The following is a 20,179-nucleotide window of genomic DNA, read 5'->3' on the forward strand; positions in this document are numbered from 1 at the left end:
CGCTGCATACATTTGCAAGGGTGAGATGTGCGGCCGCACACCCAATCGGCCCCCGCGGTGCGCACGACTGCGCGGACCCAGCCGGGAGAGTCGGACCCCTACGCCGCTTCCTCAAACCCATCCTCAGCCCCGAGGAAACCGCCGCCCACCAAATCGAACAACTCGGCTTCCGCCGCGACGATGTTCGCCACATCGTGGTCACGCACCTCGACCTGGACCACATCGGCGGCCTGTCCGACTTCCCGCATGCCCAAGTCCACGTCACTGCCGCCGAGGCGCTCGGCGCGATAATCTCCCCGTCGCGGTTCGAGAAGACCCGCTACCGGTGCACCCAGTGGGCGCACAAGCCCAACATCATGGAACACGACCCGCAAGGCGAGAAGTGGCGAGGCTTCGCCGCGGCTAAGGAACTTGACGAGATCTCCCCCGGATAGTGCTGATCTCGCTGCCCGGCCACACCCGTGGCCATGCCTGCGTAGCCGTCGACGCCGGCCATCGATGGGTGCTGCACGGCGGCGACTCGTTCTTCCACCACGGCACCCTCGCCCCCCACTGCAATGTTCCTCGCGGCCTTACGGCTATGGAAACCCTCATCGCGTTCGATCGAAAAATGGTGCGAGACAACCACGCCCGCCTTCAAGAGCTCTATGGACGCGCAGACCCCGACTTGTTCATCGTCTGCTCTCACGACTCGACCCTGTACAAGCGCGCCCGCGCGGATGCGTAGCGGTCGGCCAAGCCAGAGCACGCCGATACCCACATAGAGCACAGGCGCTGATGGACACGCTGGATGCAGGCCTGACCGCATGACACGTTGGAAGTGGTCGAGCTGATCCGCGGCCATCACTAGATGCAGATTGCTGCAATGTGCTGCCTTGTCGGTGCTGTCTGCATAACGTTCGACTTAGAGTGGGCGGGTGGAGTGGGAGCGTCCGTCCGACCGCGTTCGAGAGTTGTTGCGCCGTGGCGCGCAGATCCTGTTGAGCGCTCCAGAGGAGTGGTTCGATGAGATTCTTCAGGCCGTGCTGCAGGCGCCCAGGGTTGGGGCGGTTGCCGACGATCCTGTGTTGCGGGACGGGGTGCGGCGCACCAATCGGGTCAACATTCTGTACTGGGCCGCATCCAACGCGCACGACCCGGGGTCTCCGGTTGCCGCGAACCTCGGCGAGGAGCCGATGGGCATCGCACGCGATCTGGTTCGGCGCGGGCTCGGCGAGTCGCTGATCGACGGGTATCGGGCCGGTCAGCAGGCCCCACCTATATCCGCAACCTCACGCCACAGCACTACTGGGATCTGTACTACGACAGCCTTTCTCACGATCAGCCCCGCCCCGAGGACAAGGACCTGCTGGCCGGCCTCGCGAAAGTCGGATGGTCGCCGGAGCACGCACGAAAATGCCGAATACCGTGTGCTTTTACCCCTCGCTCCGCCGCCCCGGGGACAAGCAGCCAGATGTTGCACGGCCCCGGTGCAGCCTGACGTTCAGTCGTCGTCGTTCAACGCAACTACTCGGTGCTCGATCAGTGCTGCTGGGCCGTGATGTTAAACATCCAGCTGATTCCGAACTTGTCCACGAGCGAGCCCGCCTCGTCGCCCCACACCTGCTCTTCGAGTGGCAGCGTTACGGTGCCGCCGACCGAAAGCTTCTCGAAGTAGCCGCGGAGTTCGTCGTCGCCACCGACGAAGACCGCAACGTTGTTACCTGGCTGATAAGGCGGGTGGCCAGGCCGGTCGTCCGGGAAGTCCCATCCCATCAGCGTGTAGCCCGCCTGTGTGTCAAGCCGGGCGTGCATGACGTTGTCAGCGTTGGGCGATTCCGGTGAGCCAAAGTCCGCGACCGTTCCGACCTCCAACTCGCCGCCGAAGACCTCCCGATAGAACTCCATCGCTCGCCGCGCGTTGCCGTTGAACACGATGCATGGGTTGACTCCAGAACTCACTTGACGCTCCTTCGTGACGTGACCGATCGGGCCGTCCGACGGTCGCCAAGTCAGCCTTTCAAGTAATCACGACACCTCCTGTCGTGATTACTTGTAGAACCTGGGTACCGCTGCTGCGCCAGCGTGGAACGCACTCTTCTGCCGCCTATCGCGCGTTTCCCAACGGCCACGCGGCCGCACACACCCGGGGTTGAGTCCATCAAGATGGTGTACGAACTGAACGCCCTTGCAGCGCAAGGGTGTGTCGTAACCGTGAATGGGATGGTCACCGCGTGATCCTTCAGAAGACCTACCAAGTCATGAGAAGGAAGTTTCACGCGATGACCTCTGTCCAGCCTATCGACCCGGGCAAGATGCTGTCCGACCAACTCGCTGTCACCAGCCCTGACCTGCTGCGGAACATGCTCTCGACGTTCATCCAGACACTGATGGGCGCCGAAGCCGACGCTGTGTGCGGTGCCGGCTACGGCGAACGCAGCGAGAATCGGGTCAACCACCGCAACGGCTACCGCCACCGCGACTTCGACACTCGGGTCGGCACGATCGACGTGGCGGTCCCGAAACTGCGCCAGGGCACGTATTTCCCGGACTGGCTGCTCGAACGCCGCAAACGCGCCGAACGGGCCCTGACCTCTGTGGTGGCGACCTGCTATCTGCTCGGTGTGTCCACCCGACGGATGGAGCGCCTTGTCGAATCACTCGGTGTCACAAAGCTTTCCAAATCACAGGTCTCGATCATGGCCGCCGACTTGGACGCGCAGGTCGAGGCGTTCCGCACCCGCCCGCTCGACCAGGGGCCCTACACGTTCGTCGCTGCCGATGCCCTGGTGTTGAAGGTCCGCGAGAACGGCCGCGTGGTCAATGTCCACACCCTGGTCGCGACTGGCGTCAACGCCGATGGCTACCGCGAAATCCTGGGCATCCAGGTCACCAGCGGCGAAGACGGCGCGGGCTGGTTGGCGTTCTTCCGCGACCTGGTCGCCCGCGGCCTGTCCGGGGTCAGCCTCGTCACCAGCGACGCCCACGCCGGACTGGTGGCCGCGATCGGCGCCACCCTTCCCGGCGCCTCCTGGCAGCGCTGCCGCACCCACTACACGGTCAATCTCATGTCGATCACACCGAAGGCATCGTGGCCCTGGGTTCGCACGTTGCTGCATTCAGTCTTCGATCAAGCCGACCCGGAATCGGTTGCCGCACAATATGATCGGATGCTCGACGCCTTGACCGAAAAACTGCCGAAGGTGGCCGGTCACCTCGATGCGGCCCGCGCCGACCTGCTTGCGTTCACCAGCTTCCCCAAACAGATCTGGCGCCAGATCTGGTCGAACAATCCTCAAGAACGGTTGAACAAGGAAATCCGGCGCCGCACCGACGTCGTCGGCATCTTCCCCGACCGCACCGCCATCATCCGTCTCGTCGGGGCCGTCCTGGCCGAACAGCACGACGAATGGATCGAAGGCCGCCGCTACCTCGGACTCGATGTCCTGGCCCGCTCACGTGACACCACCGACCCCACCGAACAGGAGGAGACCACCCCCGCAGCTCTCACCGCCTAATGAAAGCCGGATCACCGGTGACCATCCCCGCTACACCACGCGTTTGGGCTTGACCCGCACCCGGGTTCGACGGGCGGTTGCCGTGTCGCGGGGGCCGGAGAGGACTTCGAACCATTCCACCTTCAGTGCAGGCCACGGCCGAGAAGCGGATCCCCGCCGCGGAGCCGGGCCGGCCGCCGCCGATAGGTGCGTTCGGGAATGCCTGCCAGCCGAGCGAACCTCTTCAGGCCCCGCGCCAAGGAAGGCAAGCGCACTTGGGCGGCGACTGGTCAGTCAGGGTCTGTGGTCGGCAGTTCTTCGTCGGAATGTCGCCGAGGAGTTGGCCCCCTGGTGATTCGCTCTGGTTTCGGCCGAGCCGTGAATATGGCATCGATTGGCGTCGAATCGGCACGTTCTGTCCTGTCCAATGGGCCGGACGCGACGCGGTCAAGCCCAAACGCGTGGTGTAGCGGGGATGGTCACCGGTGATCCGGCTTTCATTAGGCGGTGAGAGCTGCGGGGGTGGTCTCCTCCTGTTCGGTGGGGTCGGTGGTGTCACGTGAGCGGGCCAGGACATCGAGTCCGAGGTAGCGGCGGCCTTCGATCCATTCGTCGTGCTGTTCGGCCAGGACGGCCCCGACGAGACGGATGATGGCGGTGCGGTCGGGGAAGATGCCGACGACGTCGGTGCGGCGCCGGATTTCCTTGTTCAACCGTTCTTGAGGATTGTTCGACCAGATCTGGCGCCAGATCTGTTTGGGGAAGCTGGTGAACGCAAGCAGGTCGGCGCGGGCCGCATCGAGGTGACCGGCCACCTTCGGCAGTTTTTCGGTCAAGGCGTCGAGCATCCGATCATATTGTGCGGCAACCGATTCCGGGTCGGCTTGATCGAAGACTGAATGCAGCAACGTGCGAACCCAGGGCCACGATGCCTTCGGTGTGATCGACATGAGATTGACCGTGTAGTGGGTGCGGCAGCGCTGCCAGGAGGCGCCGGGAAGGGTGGCGCCGATCGCGGCCACCAGTCCGGCGTGGGCGTCGCTGGTGACGAGGCTGACCCCGGACAGGCCGCGGGCGACCAGGTCGCGGAAGAACGCCAACCAGCCCGCGCCGTCTTCGCCGCTGGTGACCTGGATGCCCAGGATTTCGCGGTAGCCATCGGCGTTGACGCCAGTCGCGACCAGGGTGTGGACATTGACCACGCGGCCGTTCTCGCGGACCTTCAACACCAGGGCATCGGCAGCGACGAACGTGTAGGGCCCCTGGTCGAGCGGGCGGGTGCGGAACGCCTCGACCTGCGCGTCCAAGTCGGCGGCCATGATCGAGACCTGTGATTTGGAAAGCTTTGTGACACCGAGTGATTCGACAAGGCGCTCCATCCGTCGGGTGGACACACCGAGCAGATAGCAGGTCGCCACCACAGAGGTCAGGGCCCGTTCGGCGCGTTTGCGGCGTTCGAGCAGCCAGTCCGGGAAATACGTGCCCTGGCGCAGTTTCGGGACCGCCACGTCGATCGTGCCGACCCGAGTGTCGAAGTCGCGGTGGCGGTAGCCGTTGCGGTGGTTGACCCGATTCTCGCTGCGTTCGCCGTAGCCGGCACCGCACACAGCGTCGGCTTCGGCGCCCATCAGTGTCTGGATGAACGTCGAGAGCATGTTCCGCAGCAGGTCAGGGCTGGTGACAGCGAGTTGGTCGGACAGCATCTTGCCCGGGTCGATAGGCTGGACAGAGGTCATCGCGTGAAACTTCCTTCTCATGACTTGGTAGGTCTTCTGAAGGATCACGCGGTGACCATCCCATTCACGGTTACGACACACCCTTGCGCTGCAAGGGCGTTCAGTTCGTACACCATCTTGATGGACTCAACCCGCGACGCACGCTTACCTTCTCGGCGGTGTTGTCATCGGGGCAACGACCGAAAAGCGCAGGGGAACAGGTGATGCGGCTACTGCTGGTCGAGGATGACGACCACATCGGAGACACACTCATCAAGGCGCTGATGGCGCGAGGTTTCACTACCGATCGCACTCGGTGGGGTCTGGATGTACTGACCTCCCATCACCGGTATGACGCGATCGTCCTCGATCTCGCCTTGCCCGATATCCCTGGGCTGCAGGTGTTGCGGCAGCTTCGAGCGATCAGTTCGATACCTGTGGTGATCTTGGTCGGCCACGGCGACGAGCGTTCGGTCGTGCGTGCCCTGCGCGGTGGCGCCGACGACTGCATGGTGAGGCCGCCCCGGGTGGGCGAGTTGATTGCGAGGTTGGAGAAGGCCGCTCGGCACATCGTCACCGACATCGGTCCGGCTTCGAACAGCGTGATTGTCACCGGGGATGTGCGGGTGGATGTGGGGGCGCGGCGTGTCGAGGTGGCGGGCGAGCCGATACCGCTGACTCGCAAGGAGTTCGAGCTTGTGCGGATCCTGGTGGAGCGGCCGGGGATGGCAGTGAGTCGGCAGCAGCTGATGGATCGGGTGTGGGGGGACGCGTTTGTATCGGTATCGCGGTCGCTCGATGTACACATCACCTGGCTGCGTGCCAAGCTGGATCGGCCGGGACTGATCAGCACTATCCGCGGCCATGGATACCGGTGGGGCGACCCGGCTCGTGTCGACGCGGCGTCCTAGGTCGCGACGGTCAGGGTTGGGACCAGCGTCGGTACGCGCGACCGAGTGAGCGTGCGTCCGAATAGCCGAGCAGGTGGGCTATTTCGGTCCTGTTCGTTGTGGGCGACGATCGGGACCGATCTTCCAGTCGCCTGCGTCGGGCCCGGTCGATCTCCCGTCGCCAGGTGGTTCCTTCCTCAGCGAGCTTACGTTGCAGACTGCGCCTACTCATGGCCATGCGCCGCGCGGCCGGATCGATCGTGACCGGGCCGTCGTCCATCATGACTGCCAGCACCTGCTGCAGCCGCTCGGACCACGTGGTGATCCGAGGTTGTGCCATCGTGTCCGCACTGCGGTGGAGGATGGCGGCCAGCACGGGATCGGCGGTCGGCATCGGCAATGCGAGGTCGGAGGTCCGGAAGGTGAGTTGGTTGGTCGGTGCGCCGAAATCGATGCGGGCTGTGCCGAACAGCTCGATGAACTGATCGTGCCGAGGTGGCGCACTTTGCCGAAATCGGACGCGCACTGGGTTCACCTGCTGGCCGGTGACGCGACGTATCTTTGTCACCGTGCCCGCCAAGGCGACCTGGATGGCCAGATCTCGCCCGCGGCCTTCCCCTTGGAGCAGACTCAGGTCGACGCTCATCTGATCTTCGGACTCTCCGACGATGGTGAAGTGGTGGTTGGTCGTAGAAGTGCCGATGTACATTCCTGTCAACGCGAGTCCCTCGCCAAGCGTCGGTGCCGTGGTGAAGAGATAGTCGATCAGTCCCAACTGCCCGGGTACGTACGCGAGCGCGGCCCGCAGTGCGACATCCGGATCGTCCAGCTCGTGCTCGGCCAACTCCCACAACCGTAGGTAACGATCGCTGGGCAAGATCGCGCTTGTGCTCGACAACATCCAGCCGGGCACATCGACCTCATCGGCCAGCCGCTGCCGAACTGATTCAGCCAGGCCGGTGGTGTCGAGGACGTACTTGGGAAGAAGAATATGATCCACCGCGTCCACAGCACAGATCATGCGGCTGTCGTGGCTGTAGTTTCAACATTTCCCGCCTTGCGGACGGTCACCCGCGACGTCGCCTCGGCACCAGGGCTCGAGTCAGAGGTGACCGACCGCCGGGACGACGGCATGGTCAGGATCTCCGTTTCTCGAGGGTCAGGAACAGATTGCGTGGCGTCAAGGTGGTCGCCGCGACCATCTCGAGCACTGCTCCTGGCGCTGCCACCAGCCGCCATCCGGCGGCCATCGTCGCAAGCGCGAGCGTTGCCTCCACGACTGCGAATACGTCGCCGATGCACTTGCGCGGCCCGGCACCGAAGTGCACCATCGCCTCCCTCGGGATCTCGGCGACCCGCTCTCGTCCCCAACGGTCCGGATCGAACTTGTCGGGATCCCGGAACAGTCGTGGATCGCGCAGCACGATATAGGGACTGAACATCACCGAAGCACCCTTCGGGATCAGATGACCATCCAGATCCACATCTTCGATGGCAACCCGAGTCAAGATCCAGGCGGGCGGGTAATACCGCAGCGCTTCGCTGATCACTTGCGCGGTGTAGGTGAGCCGGCTCGCGTCCGCATACTCCGCGGGCCTGCCACCGAGCACCTCGTCCACCTCCGCATGTAGCCGTGCCTCGATATCCGGATGCTCGGTCAACAAGTGGAAGACGAATGCGAGTGTTGCGGCGGTGGTTTCGGTGCCGGCAACCAGGATCGAGGCGACCTGATCGTGAATCTCCTGATCCGACAGCATGTTTCCGGACTCGTCCGGTGCCTGCATCAGCATGCCGAGCAGGTCGTTGCGCGGGGTGTCGACGCTGCGATAGTCGGCGATCACTTTGTCGATCATCGGGTGCAATCGCGTGAGGATCGCCGAATATTCACGATTGCGCGGCAACGGTAGCTTGTTCAACGCGGGCAGCGGCGTCACCAGCCGCTGGTACAGCAGCTCGAACAAGCGCGGCATGCTGTGCTGCATTTCCTCGACCAGATCGTTTCCCACATCGGAGGAGATCAGCGTTTTGGCCGTTACCGCGAGTGTCAGCGCGCTCATCTCCGCGCGGACGTCGACGGTCTGACCGTTACGCCAGGCGCCGGTCCGTTCGACGATCTGCGCACGCATGATCTCCGAGTACTCCGCGATCCGCTCCCGATGGAATGCAGGTTGCATCATCAGCCGCTGCCGTCGGTGCATATCGCCCTCGGAGCTGATCAGGCCGTAGCCCAACAGATCTCGGCCCCCCTCGATCGCCGCGCCCTTGTTGAACTGACGGTGCCTCGCGACCAATACCCCACGAACCAACTCCGCGGAATTGAGCACATACGCGCTCTGTGGTCCGAGCTTGATTCGGACGATGTCACCGTGTTCGCGCAACGATTCGAAGAATTCCAATGGCTCGTTGAGCAGCCGGAGCGCGTGTCCCAGAACGGGGAGTCCACCTGGTGCGGCAGCAATCGTGGGGGCAGTCATGGAAGTCTCCCGAGGAGGTTCGGATTCGGACGACGGCCTCGGTGAATCCAAAGCCGGCCAGCTGATTCTCAGTCGCTCATGACACCTGGCGCAGCAGCTGACGGGTTCCTTAACAGTCCATTAGTACTGCCGGACTCGTGCACACGGTCGATCGCCATCGGCTGATGGCAGGGCGCATATCGTCAGAGTGCCGGTTCGTGGTGTGCCCAAGGCGATTCGGATTCGAGTTGGGTGGCCAGGGCGAGGAGGGTGGGCTCGCTGCCCAGTCCGCCGATGAACTGCACACCCAGCGGAAGCCCGTGGGGGAGGCGATAGAGGGGGACGGACATGGCCGGGCGGCCGGTGATGTTCGCCAGCTGGGTGAATGGGACCGAGGCGAGATTGGCCAGGACGGTCTGTTTCCACGGGGTGGATTTGGTGAGCGGACCGGCGAGACCGAGCCGGAGGAGTGTCGTGCCGAGAAACCGCAGCAGGGCGGGCGTTTCGAGTTGGCCGATGCGGATGGGCGGATGTCCGAGGGTTGGGGTGAGGAGTAGGTCGTAGTTCTCGTGGAACGCGGCCAAGGTTCGCGTGTAGTCGTTCCACCTGTGGTGGGCGGCTGCGTAGTCGGGCGCTTTCAGCGCGCGACCAGCGGCGGCGAGTAGGCGGGTGTCGAGTTCGAATTCGGTGGCGTGTGCGCCGGTTATGTGTTCGGCTTCGGCTGTGGTCGAGGCGATTTCGGTGTACCACATGGTGAGGAAGTCGGCGGCCATCCGCTGACCGTCGAGTTCGAATTCGACCGGTTCGACGTCGTGGCCGAGTCGGGTCAGTAATGCGACGGTGTGGTCGACGGCTGCGACGGACTCCGCGTGCACAGGTGTGTCGATCGGCGAGCGTGTCGGGTAACCGACGCGTAGTCGGGTCGGCGTCCGCCGCGCCAACTCGCGATAGGACTCGTTCGGGCGTGCGGAGAGGTAGGGGCCGCCCGGATCGGGCCGGGTAGTCAGTATGTCGAGCATGAGCGCGGTGTCACGGACGGTGCGGGAGACCACGCCGTCGGTCGCCGCGCCGTGGAGGTATTCGGCGTGGCGTGGGCCGCAGGGCACCAGGCCGCGGCCCGGTTTCAGGCCGAAAAGTCCGCAGCAGGCCGCCGGGATCCGGATCGAGCCACCGCCGTCGTTCGCCCCGGCGACCGGCACGATCCCGGCCGCGACCGCTGCCGCGGAGCCGCCCGACGATCCGCCCGGCGTGTGGTCGAGGTGCCACGGGTTGCGGGTCGGTCCGTGCACCTCGGGTTTGGTGATCCCCTTGGCCCCGAATTCCGGAGTATTGGTCTTGCCGAAGATCACCAGTCCAGCATCGAGCCAGCGCTCGACAACCGCGCTGTGGTCAGGGGCGACCTGATTGCGCAGTGCCCGCGAGCCACCCCCGGTGGGCAGACCGGCATAGTCCTGCATCAGGTCCTTGATGAGGAACGGCACCCCCGCCAGCGGTCCGCTGAGTTCCCCGCGGCTGCGGGTGCGCGCGATGTCGTACATCGGTCGCACGATCGCGTTGATCCGCCCGTTGACCTGTTCGGCGCGTTCGATTGCTACGTCGAGAAGCTCGGTAGGCGAAACCTCACGGCGGGCGACCAGCTCTGCTAGACCCGTCGCGTCGAAGGACCGATATTCGGTGTAATTCACTGTTCCCCAACTGAATTCGAAGATGCCAGGTATTCGTCGAATCGTGCGACACGCTGGGTATCCTCGAATATGCGCTGATAGACGATTCTTCCCCAACGGACGTGCGCCAGGATTATTGCGTGGTTCTGGTAGACAATGCGGCCCTCGGCGTCGATGGCCTCATCGGTGAACCGCGCAGTCATCAGCGTCCGCCACGGTGGTCCGGCAACGAGGACCTCGTGTAGTTCGCCGCGGATCCGCTCGGCGAGGAAGCGTTCGAAAAAGGCGCGGATCGCGGGCTTTCCGCGGTGCTGCCCCGACCACGAGTGGGTGCCGTCGAGCACGAGGGTGGCGTGGTCGGCGAAGGCGCGCAGCAGTGGCTCGGGGTTGCCGGCCATCAGCCGCCCGACGTTGTGGGCGAGGACGGTGCGCAACGTGAAAGCGTATGCATGTGATGCGGCCTGTGCGCCGATTGCCGAGGCGAGCAATAGGTTCCACGAAGGTTGGTGCTTCATGCTGCGGCCGCTGTCGAACCGGTCGGCTCGACGACGATAACGCCGCCCGAGACGACGAGGTCAGGGTACTCGAGCAATTTGAACCGCTCGAGTGCGTTGCCGTTGACTGCGATGAGATCGGCAGGCGCGCCTGCGACGAGTTGACCGAGCGGTGCGAGCCCGAGATGTTCGCCTGCTCGCGCGGTGGCCGCCGACAGCACATCTGCGGGTGTCAGGGCTCCGCGTGCGGTGTGCAGCATCAGCTGCAGCTCGAAAGCGTCTATGCCCCAAGGCACGTCGGGATGGGCCAAGTCGGTGCCGTAGAGCAGCCGGACTCCTGCCTCGACGAGACGAACGGCGTTCTGGAAGACCCCCGTGGTTCGGGACTGGGTATCCAGGGTGCCGAGAACGCGTACGTCGGCGGCTGCCGCGCGGGCGATCAGGGCATCCGGAAGAAGGTCGCACGGCACATGCGCCCACTCGTCGACTCCGGCATCGAGCGCGAGTTCGGCACCGACGGGTCCACTGAGATGGGCCGACACGATCAGGCCGTTGGCGTGAGCTTCGGCGACTATCGCGGCGACCACTTCCCGGGAGAGCAGCGGCCACGGAGGTGGGGTCGTCGTCTCGTGCGCGGTCCATGGCGCTCCTGCCGACCCGCCCGGTTCCAGCCCGATTTTGATCAAGGCAGCACCGCCGTCGACGAGCTGACCGACCGCGGCCCGTGCGGTTGCGATGTCGGGTACTTCGAGCGCTACGTCCTTGCCGAACACCGGGATCGGGTAGCCGCCGGGTGCGGTGAGGATCGACCCGGCGGCGAGCACTCGCAGCCGACCGTCACCGCCGGATGGCCGCACGAGTGGGCCGCCGGTATCCCGGACCGTGGTGATGCCGTGCCGCAGGACGGTGTCGGGTGGAGTCCTGTCGAGCAGCACATGGGCATGCAGGTCGATGAAGCCTGGGAGCAGAGTGCCCGCAATGTCGATGGTCCGGCCCCGGCCGATGAGCTGATCGGCTGGGGCGACGGCGGTGATCCGGTCGCCCTCGATCACCACGGCGTGCCGCTCGAGGACCTGTCGCCCGTCGAAGACGAGGTCGGCGGCGATCACGTAGTCATGGTCGTTGGTCATGCGATCTGTCCGTTCGGTAGTGCTAGCGCTTGTCTTTGGCGATGGATGCCTCAGCTGAATGCGACTCCTGAGTCCTTATCTGGAGTCCAACGCTAGAGTTCAACACTAGAGTGCAACTCTAAAGCTAGAGTAAGGCTATGAGTCAGGTCAAGGGCAAGCAGGCGGCGAAGTCGCGGGAAACCCAGCGGCGGATACGCACCGCCGCGGGTGAACTGTTCGTGGAAAGGGGTTATGGCAATACCTCGCTGCAAGACATCGCCGATCACGCGGGGGTCGCGGTGCAAACGATCTACTTCACGTTCCGAAACAAGCGCAATCTGCTCAAAGAGCTGGTCGACGTGACAGTCGCGGGTGATGAGGAGTCGTTGGCGACGATGGATCGCCCATGGTTCACCCGCGCGATGGACGCGAAAACCGCCCAGGAGCACTTGCTGGCGCACGTGGAGGGTGCCACGGCGATACTCGGCCGTGTCGCCCTGATCACCGACGTACTGCACGCCGCCGCGTCGATCGAGCCCGAACTCGATGCGTTACGACGGCAAGGCCTCGATCAGCGCTACACGGTGCAGGAAGCGTCCGCTCGGGCGCTACTCGACAAGCCGGGGGCGGTTTCCACCATGACGGCCGACCAGGCCGCCGACGTCCTGTTCGCGGTGCTCAGCCCTGAGCTCTACCTGCTGTTCGTCCGTGATCGAGGCTGGTCGGCGGATCGATGGGAACGATGGGCAGGCACGACCTTGTGCGCTCAACTTCTCGAAAACCACGCGACGTCATGACCTTGCCCTATGGTTCGGATTCGCGCTGCGGCCCTTGGTGGAGCGGGTAAGCCGTCTCGAGGCATCCGGTCCGCCGGAGGGCATGAAATTGGATACCCTTGAGCAGGGAAGTTCTGCGGAAAGGAAATAATGTGGGGCCACTACGAAACCAGGCCGCATCGACCGTAGCCGCCATGTGAACGCCTCGGGCTGATCTCCGAGCTACCGATGTACGAGCCGATCGATCTGGTCGATTCAGCGGAACGAACCCGCACAGTGCTTGCCACTGTCGTGGCCTCGTTTTCCGAGGCATGGGCGTCCGGGTCCCCGCCCGATCTGTCGGTGTACCTACCCCGTGAACCGGCTGACCGACGTACGATATTGATCGAACTGATCAAGATCGACCTCGAATACCGCTGGCTTCGTTATCACTTTCCCAAACGACTGAGCGAATACCGTGCGGAATTTGTAGAGCTGCAAGATGGTCGGCTGCCAGCCGAGCTGGTCTACGAGGAATTCCATGCCATGCGCCGCGGTTCGCACGCAGCAGATGTGGCTGCCACGGTCGCCGAGATCGCCGCCACGGCGGCCGGCCCCGAGCTCCCAGAGATCACGAGCGACTACCGCAGCACGATGATTGCTCGTCCAGGCGCCCAAGTTGTGCTCGACGCCATCAATGTCGGCGACCAGGTCGACGATTTCGACCTCCTGATGAGGATCGGGTCCGGCGCCTTCGCCCAGGTGTATCTCGCTCGGCAACAGTCAATGCAGCGACTGGTCGCGGTCAAGATTTCCCATAACCACGGCATCGAGCCGCAGACCCTTGCCCAATTGGACCACGAATACATCGTGCGCATCTTCGACCAGCGACTCATCGCCGATGGCGAGCTGAAGTTGCTCTACATGCAGTACCTACCGGGGGGAACGCTGCTCGACGTGGTGCGCTTGCTGCGCTCGACGTCTTCGGAACACCGCAGTGGGCAACTGCTGCTCGATGCTATCGACAAGGTACTTGCCGATAAGGGCGAGGTTCGGCCCACCGAATCAGCTGTTCGAACACGGGCCGCCGCACTGACGTGGCCGGAGACTGTCGCCTGGTTGGGCCGCCGACTCGCGGAGGCGCTCCAACACGCATCCGAACGCGGTGTGTTGCATCGAGACATCAAACCCGCGAACGTGTTGCTGAGTGCCGAGGGAATTCCGAAGCTGGCCGATTTCAACGTCAGCTCGAGCAAACGCGTCCAGGGCACGAGTCCCCTGGCGTACTTCGGCGGGTCACTGGCGTACATGTCGCCCGAACAGCTCGAAGCCTGCCATCCGGACTTGCCGGTGACCGCCGCCGACCTCGACACTCGAAGCGACATCTTCGCGCTGGCTGTCATGCTGTGGGAGTTGCTCACCGGACGCCGCCCGTTCGCGGACGAAACCTCGGCCGGTGAGTCGGAGACATCGCTGGCCCGCATGCTCGAACTGCGGCGCAGACCCGTTGGGTCGAAGTTCCTGTCGGCGCTTCCGCCGGATTGCCCCATGGCGCTGCGTCGAGTGCTGCTGAAGTGTCTGTCGCCCGACCGTGAAGACCGCTACTCGTGCGGTTCGGAATTGGCTCAACAGCTCGACCTGTGCCTCGAGGAGCGGGCGCGCGACCTTGTCTATCCGCCGCCGAACAGTTGGCGGGCACGACTTTCGCGATGGCCCACCCCCGTCCTGTGGTTATCTTCGCTGGTCGGCGTCGGCCTAGCTACGGTCTACATGGCTGTGCACGTTCAGCAACTGATCAGAGAGCGCCTGTCCGATGCCACCAACTCGCAGCTCGACAGGGGCGTCATCGTTTTCATCCTCTGCGCGTTGCCGCTGGCCGTCCTCATCTACGCATACATGTCGCGTGATTTGCTCGCGGTTCCTCGCGGCTTGCTCGCTGGCAGACGCTACGACGAGGCAATGCTCGCGCGGGTGCGGTCGCGAACACTATTTTGGGGCGACATGTGTGCGCTGAACACCCTTCTGACCTCGGTTTGCGCAACCGTGACGGGGGTGATGTTGGTTCATTGGTATACCGACCTTCCGGTGCGTCTGCTGGTCCATGCGGCGACCACCGTTCTGGTGGCGGGCACCATCTCCGTTGCCTACACGTTCTTCCTTTCCACGTTCTATATCGTCCGCTGTGTCTATCCCATCCATCTGCGCTACGGCCGCACGACGGCGCACGACTTCGCCGTTATTCGCGCGCTGCGGCGAAGAACCACGGTCTATCTCGCGGTCACGGCGTCGGTGCCGCTGGTCGGGGTGCTGGCGGGATTCAGCGCCCTCGAACCGACGGAGCTTCCGCTCGTGCGCGATTCGGTTCTGGGGTTGTGCGCGGCCTCCGGGCTCGCGTTCGTCGCCGTTTATTGGTTGTTCAGGAAGCTGGATGCCGACCTGCGTGCGCTCGGGCGCGTGGTCTAGCAATTCAGCCGCGACCCAGCGACCCATGAATTCACCGCACTGTCGGAGAATAGGTGCGGTTCGTCGATCACGCCCCCGGTCCGATGGGAGCCACCGCTATGCACGATGACCGTCGATTGGTCGAGAATCGCCTCGGGCGGGTCTTGGCAGAGCGGATCACTCCGGCGATCTACCCGGAGTCGGTGCCGCTGAAGGCGTCCATCTGGGTCGCGCCGGATGAGCCGGTGCCGGTCGCCGAGGGCATCGCCGCACCCCGGACGCCTATCGAATCCGGCGCCAGGTGGGGCGCACCGTGGGGAACCAGTTGGCTCACGGTCGAGGCGACGGTGCCTGCCGCGTGGGCGGGCAAGACCGTCGAAGCGATCATCGATCTCGGTTTCGACCAGAACATGACGGGTTTCCAGTGCGAGGGCCTGGTCTATCGGCCGGACGGATCGCCGGTCAAGGGTTTGCACCCGCGTAACCAGTGGGTGCGTGTGGCGTCCCCGGCGGTCGGCGGCGAGCATGTGGTGTTGCATGTCGAGGCGGCCTCGAACCCGATCATTCCCTTCTTCTCGCCGACCACGCTCGGCGACAAGTCCACCGCCGGTGACGAGCCGCAGTACCGGCTGGGTCGGCTGGACCTCGCGGTCTTCGACAAAGAGGTCTGGCTGCTGGTGCAGGATCTGGAGGTGCTCGGCGAGCTGATGCACGAGATGCCCGAGGATCCCGCCCGCCGCTACGACATCGTGCGGGCGATCGAGCGCGCGCTCGACGCCGTCGATCTGCAGAGCGTGAACGTCACCGCCGCGGCGGCGCGCGCGTGCTTGGTCGACGTGCTGGCCGAGCCGGCGGTGGCGTCCGCGCACAAGATCTCGGCGGTCGGGCACGCGCACATCGACTCGGCGTGGCTGTGGCCGCTGCGCGAGACGGTACGCAAGGTGGCGCGCACCACCGCGAACATGACCGCGTTGCTGGCCGATGAGCCCGAGTTCGTCTATGCGATGTCCCAAGCCGCGCAATACGACTTCATCAAGCGGCACCGTCCCGAGGTCTACGAGAAAGTTGAGCAGGCCGTGTCGGAGGGCCGGTTCGTGCCGACCGGCGGCATGTGGGTCGAGTCGGACACGAATATGCCGGGCTCCGAAGCGATGGCGCGGCAGTTCGTGCACGGCAAGCGGTTCTTCCTCGAAGAGTTCGGTATCGAGAACCAGGAGGTATGGCTGCCCGACACGTTCGGATTCGCTGCCGGGCTGCCACAGATCATCAAGGCCGCCGGGTCCAAATGGTTACTGACACAAAAGATCTCCTGGAGCCAGCTCAACCAGTTTCCACACCACACCTTCCTGTGGGAGGGCATCGACGGAACCCGGATCTTCACCCATTTTCCGCCGGTCGACACCTACAACTGCTCGATGCATGGCCGTGAGATCGCGCACGCCGCAAGGAATTTCAAGGACAAGGGCCGCGCATCGATGTCACTGGCGCCGACCGGCTGGGGGGACGGCGGTGGCGGGACGACGCGGGAGATGGTCGCCAAGGCCGCCAGGATGAAGAACCTCGAGGGCTCGCCGAAGGTGGTGTGGGACTCCCCCGCCAACTTCTTCGCCAAGGCCGAGGCCGAGTATCAGAACCCGCCGGTATGGGTGGGGGAGTTGTACCTGGAGTTGCACCGCGCCACGCTGACCAGTCAAGCCAAGACGAAGCAGGGTAACCGGCGCAGCGAGCACTTGCTGCGGGAAGCCGAGCTGTGGGCCGCCACGGCGGCGGTGCGGAAGAACTGGGAGTACCCCCATACGGCACTGGACCGGATCTGGAAGACGGTGCTGCTGCACCAGTTTCATGACATCCTGCCGGGCTCGTCGATCGCCTGGGTACACCGCGAGGCGAAGCAGACGTACGCGGCGGTGGCCGAGGAGCTGACGACGATCATCGAACGGGCCCAATGGGTGCTCGGCGGTGAGCGGGTGGGACCGAATATCTTCAATCCGGCGCCACACACGTGGCGATCGGTACCGGCCGGTGCGGCGGCTGCGGTGGCGGCGGGTCACCCTTGCTCGGTGGCCGAGCGCGCGGATGGCGGGTTCGTCCTCGACAACAGTCTGTTGCGGGTCGAAGTGGACGCCCGCGGCCTCGTCGTGTCGGTGTTCGACCTCGAGCAGCAGCGTGAGACGCTGCCGCCGGGTTCGGCCGCGAACCTGCTGCAGCTGCACCCGGATTACCCGAACGCATGGGACGCTTGGGATGTCGAGCTCTTCTACCGAAACCGGGTCACCAACCTCACCGAAGCGGACTTCGTTGCGGTAGATACGGATTCGCCGGCCACCGCGGTGGTGCGGGTGGGCCGCTCGTTCGGGTCCTCCAAGGTCGAGCAGACCTTGGCACTGCGCGCGGGCGCACGAGGCCTCGACATCGACACCGGCGTCGAGTGGTACGAGATGGAGAAGTTCCTCAAACTGGCTTTCCCCCTGGACATCCACGCCGACCGCTACGCCTCCGAGACCCAGTTCGGGCATCTGTTCCGGCCTACCCATACCAACACCAGCTGGGAGTATGCGAAGTTCGAGGCCTGCAACCATCGGTTCGTCCATTTCGCCGAGCCGGGCTGGGGTGTGGCGCTGGTCAACGACTCCACCTACGGACACGACGTCACACGCACGGTCCGAGCCGATGGCGGGACGACGACGACACTGCGCGTTTCGCTGTTGCGGGCGCCACGATTTCCCGATCCGGAGACCGACCACGGTGCACATTACTTCCGGCACTCGTTGGTCCCTGGCGCCTCGATCGGGGACGCGGTGTGCGAGGGCTACCGCGTCAACCTCACGCCATTGCGGCCGGGTGTCGCCGAAGCCGTCGAGCCGCTGTTCACCATCGACAACGACGCCGTGGTGACCAGCGCGATCAAACTTGCCGACGACGGTAGCGGCGATGTCGTGCTCCGCGTCTATGAGGCGCATGGCGGCCGCGCCTCGGCGCTGGTGGCCGCCGGTTTCGGGATCGCCGGGTTCCAGGTCTGCGATTTGCTGGAGCGGCCGCTAGCGGGAGACACCCTCGCGATCCCGGAGGGCGCGGGAGTTCGCTTGCGGCTGCGGCCTTTCCAGCTCGTCACGCTCCGGTTCGCTCGTTCCGCTGGATCCATCGCAGGGTGAACAGCCGTCCTTCGGCGGCTGAGCCAGACTGCCGTGAAGTACGTCCCCTGCTCTTCCTCGCAGTGATTTCATTGCGGTGGCTGGTTGGTTGCTGTCTGTCGTGCGGGCGCTGATGTTCGGCGGTACACTGCCGCTGGGCAGCGGGCAGGCCGGATGCGTTATGGATTGATGAGGGAACGGAATTGGTTATAGGCACGGACACGGCTTGGGTGCTGTTGTCTTCCGGGCTCATCTTCCTATGGGCGCTTGTACTCGGCGTATGGAAATGGCAGGCGATGACCACCTCGCCGGACGGATTGGCGCATCCGTATGTCGACATCGCCCACCGAGCCGCATTGCTGTATTCGTTCGCAACCGCGTTGATCGCGGCATTCGTCGAACTGTCCGGCTGGCCGACCGCGGCGAATTCCGCAGCGGCCGGGACGATCGTCGTGCTATTCGTGGTGACGATCGCGAACTACGTTCGCCTCGGATTGACGCGCGAAACCGACAATCAAATGCGCAATCCGCCATCCGCGATGCGTTTCGTCCTGGCCACCCTGATCATCGGCCAGATCGGCGGCTTCAGCGTGCTGCTCGCCGGCTTCGCCAGGGCGCAACTGTAGCGCGGCGTGCACGACCACACTCGATACAGTTCGCCGATCGGCACCGACGAGCCGCGGATTTCGATGTATGCACCGGAGTTCGCGGCGGATCCGCATTCCGCCTACGCGGCAATGCGGGAGCGGTATGGAGCATTGGTGCCGGTGGATTTGGCGCCGGGGGTGCCTGCCACGTTGGTGATCGGATATTACACTGCCGTCCGAATCCTCAATGATCCCGACCATTTTCCGGCCGATTCGCGTGCCTGGCAGGAGAATGTGCCCGCCGAATGTCCGGTGTTGCCGATGCTGGAGTGGCGGCCGAATGCGTTGCGCACTGCGGGGCTCGAGCACGCGCGGTATCGGCAGGCGAATATTGCGGGGCTCGGCAAGGTGGATCAGTACGGGCTGCACGACACCGTGGAGCGGATCGCGCTGCCGTTGATCAATTCGTTCTGTACGGATGGTTCGGCGGATCTGGTGTGGCAGTATGCGTTTCCGCTTGCCTTCGAAGTGCTGAACGCGCTGCTCGGTTGTTCGGCCGAGATCGCGGAGCAGGCCGCGACGGGGATGGCCGCGATCTTCGATGGCGTCGACGCCGAACGCGGAAATACGATGCTGCTCGACGCGATGCAGAGGTTGGTCCTGCTCAAGCGGGCCGAACCCGGCGACGACATCACCACCCGATTGTTGGAACACCCGTGCGGCCTCGACGACACGGAAATGGTGCATCAGGTGGCCACCCTGTACGGCGGCGGCATTGAGCCGCAACAGAATTTGATCGTCAACGCGCTGCTGCTGATTCTCACCGACGAGCGGTTTGCCGGCGAAGTGCTGGGCGGGAGCCTGTCGACCCGGGACGCGCTCGACGAGGTGTTGTTCAATGATCCGCCGCTGGCGAATTTCTGCGTCAGTTTTCCGCGGCAGCCGATTCTGATCGACGGCGTGTGGTTGCCCGCGCACCAACCGGTGGTCATCAGCATGGCCGCGTGCAACAACGATCGGCAGATCATCGGAAATCACCATGCGGGTAACAGATCTCATCTTGCATGGGGCGCAGGGACGCACGCCTGCCCCGCGAGTTCGATGGCCTACTTGATCGCTCAGGCCGCAATCGACCAACTGCTGGACGCGCTACCCGAGCTACGCCTTGCGGTGGCGCCGGGTGAATTGGCCTGGCGGCCAGGACCATTCCATCGAGCATTGACCGCACTGCCGGTTGTCTTTCCGAAATCGCCACCATTGCCTCAGCGCTGACTCGCCTCGGCGCTGTCCGAGCCTGGATCGATTGTGGTCCACGGTTGATCCACAGAGCTGACCGCTCGCTCTGCGCCTCCAAAGAATCGCATCACTCGGTCCTCGAGGGGAGTGCAGTCCCGGACTTTCGGGCGTTGCTCCGCAGGTGTAGACGATACGGTGATGTCGTGTTGTTTCACGACATCACCGAG

At 64.3% G+C, this 20,179-nt stretch carries 14 protein-coding genes and 1 pseudogene; 8 read left to right on the forward strand and 7 right to left on the reverse strand.

The genetic code is table 11. From position 1 onward, the window contains the following. Nucleotides 1-56 precede the first annotated feature (56 nt). Nucleotides 57-727, forward strand: a pseudogene (locus OHA42_RS18865) (MBL fold metallo-hydrolase); the annotation flags it as partial. A gap of 794 nt (nt 728-1,521) precedes the next feature. On the opposite strand, the gene OHA42_RS18870 reads toward OHA42_RS18865, so the two are convergent. Next, nucleotides 1,522-1,941, reverse strand: a complete 420-nt coding sequence (locus OHA42_RS18870; RefSeq protein ID WP_406238829.1) for a VOC family protein — start codon at nt 1,939-1,941, stop codon at nt 1,522-1,524. Nucleotides 1,942-2,261: 320 nt separating this feature from the next. Here OHA42_RS18870 and OHA42_RS18875 point away from each other — a divergent pair, with 320 nt between their 5' ends. Continuing rightward, nucleotides 2,262-3,497 carry an IS256 family transposase gene (locus OHA42_RS18875; protein ID WP_406230349.1) on the forward strand — a complete coding sequence of 412 codons (1,236 nt, stop codon included), beginning with the start codon at nt 2,262-2,264 and terminating at the stop codon, nt 3,495-3,497. 479 nt (nt 3,498-3,976) lie between these two features. Here the strand turns inward: OHA42_RS18875 and OHA42_RS18880 are convergent, their stop codons facing one another. Beyond that, nucleotides 3,977-5,212 (reverse strand): IS256 family transposase, encoded by a 1,236-nt coding sequence (locus OHA42_RS18880; protein ID WP_406230349.1) that lies wholly within the window; start codon nt 5,210-5,212, stop codon nt 3,977-3,979. A 203-nt stretch (nt 5,213-5,415) separates the two neighbouring features. On the opposite strand from OHA42_RS18880, the gene OHA42_RS18885 reads away from it, so the two are divergent. Next, nucleotides 5,416-6,102, forward strand: a complete 687-nt coding sequence (locus OHA42_RS18885) for a response regulator transcription factor (protein WP_406239460.1) — start codon at nt 5,416-5,418, stop codon at nt 6,100-6,102. 10 nt (nt 6,103-6,112) lie between these two features. Here OHA42_RS18885 and OHA42_RS18890 read toward each other — a convergent pair whose 3' ends face one another. The 5 genes from OHA42_RS18890 to OHA42_RS18910 form a co-directional block, all read right to left on the reverse strand. Beyond that, entirely contained in the window at nt 6,113-7,090 is a 978-nt protein-coding gene (locus tag OHA42_RS18890; RefSeq protein ID WP_406238831.1) for an AraC family transcriptional regulator ligand-binding domain-containing protein, read from the reverse strand. Between the two features lie 127 nt (nt 7,091-7,217). Then, nucleotides 7,218-8,555: a cytochrome P450 gene (locus OHA42_RS18895; protein ID WP_406238833.1), complete on the reverse strand. Its 1,338-nt coding sequence runs from the start codon at nt 8,553-8,555 to the stop codon at nt 7,218-7,220. A 182-nt stretch (nt 8,556-8,737) separates the two neighbouring features. Next, nucleotides 8,738-10,219: an amidase gene (locus OHA42_RS18900; protein WP_406238835.1), complete on the reverse strand. Its 1,482-nt coding sequence runs from the start codon at nt 10,217-10,219 to the stop codon at nt 8,738-8,740. Continuing rightward, nucleotides 10,216-10,713: a nuclear transport factor 2 family protein gene (locus OHA42_RS18905; protein WP_406238837.1), complete on the reverse strand. Its 498-nt coding sequence runs from the start codon at nt 10,711-10,713 to the stop codon at nt 10,216-10,218. Before OHA42_RS18905 ends, OHA42_RS18900 begins: the two co-directional genes overlap by 4 nt. After that, nucleotides 10,710-11,822, reverse strand: coding sequence for an amidohydrolase family protein (locus tag OHA42_RS18910; RefSeq protein ID WP_406238838.1), 1,113 nt, complete (start codon nt 11,820-11,822; stop codon nt 10,710-10,712). Before OHA42_RS18910 ends, OHA42_RS18905 begins: the two co-directional genes overlap by 4 nt. 137 nt (nt 11,823-11,959) lie before the next feature. On the opposite strand from OHA42_RS18910, the gene OHA42_RS18915 reads away from it, so the two are divergent. The 5 genes from OHA42_RS18915 to OHA42_RS18935 all read left to right on the forward strand — a co-directional run bounded on the left by OHA42_RS18915 (nt 11,960) and on the right by OHA42_RS18935 (nt 19,988). After that, the gene (locus OHA42_RS18915; RefSeq protein WP_406238840.1) at nt 11,960-12,598 is read left to right on the forward strand and encodes a TetR/AcrR family transcriptional regulator; all 639 of its coding nucleotides are present in this window, start codon (nt 11,960-11,962) and stop codon (nt 12,596-12,598) included. 360 nt (nt 12,599-12,958) lie between these two features. Beyond that, entirely contained in the window at nt 12,959-15,019 is a 2,061-nt protein-coding gene (locus OHA42_RS18920; RefSeq protein WP_406238842.1) for a serine/threonine-protein kinase, read from the forward strand. A 98-nt stretch (nt 15,020-15,117) separates the two neighbouring features. After that, on the forward strand, nt 15,118-18,150 hold the full coding sequence (locus OHA42_RS18925) for an alpha-mannosidase (protein WP_406238844.1): 3,033 nt from the start codon (nt 15,118-15,120) through the stop codon (nt 18,148-18,150). Nucleotides 18,151-18,338: 188 nt separating this feature from the next. Continuing rightward, complete coding sequence (locus OHA42_RS18930; RefSeq protein WP_406239461.1) at nt 18,339-18,755, forward strand: hypothetical protein; 417 nt, start codon at nt 18,339-18,341, stop codon at nt 18,753-18,755. A gap of 63 nt (nt 18,756-18,818) precedes the next feature. Beyond that, on the forward strand, nt 18,819-19,988 hold the full coding sequence (locus OHA42_RS18935) for a cytochrome P450 (protein WP_406238845.1): 1,170 nt from the start codon (nt 18,819-18,821) through the stop codon (nt 19,986-19,988). Nucleotides 19,989-20,179: the final 191 nt, after the last annotated feature.

The organism is Nocardia sp. NBC_01009 (assembly GCF_045208035.1).
Lineage (GTDB): Bacteria > Actinomycetota > Actinomycetes > Mycobacteriales > Mycobacteriaceae > Nocardia.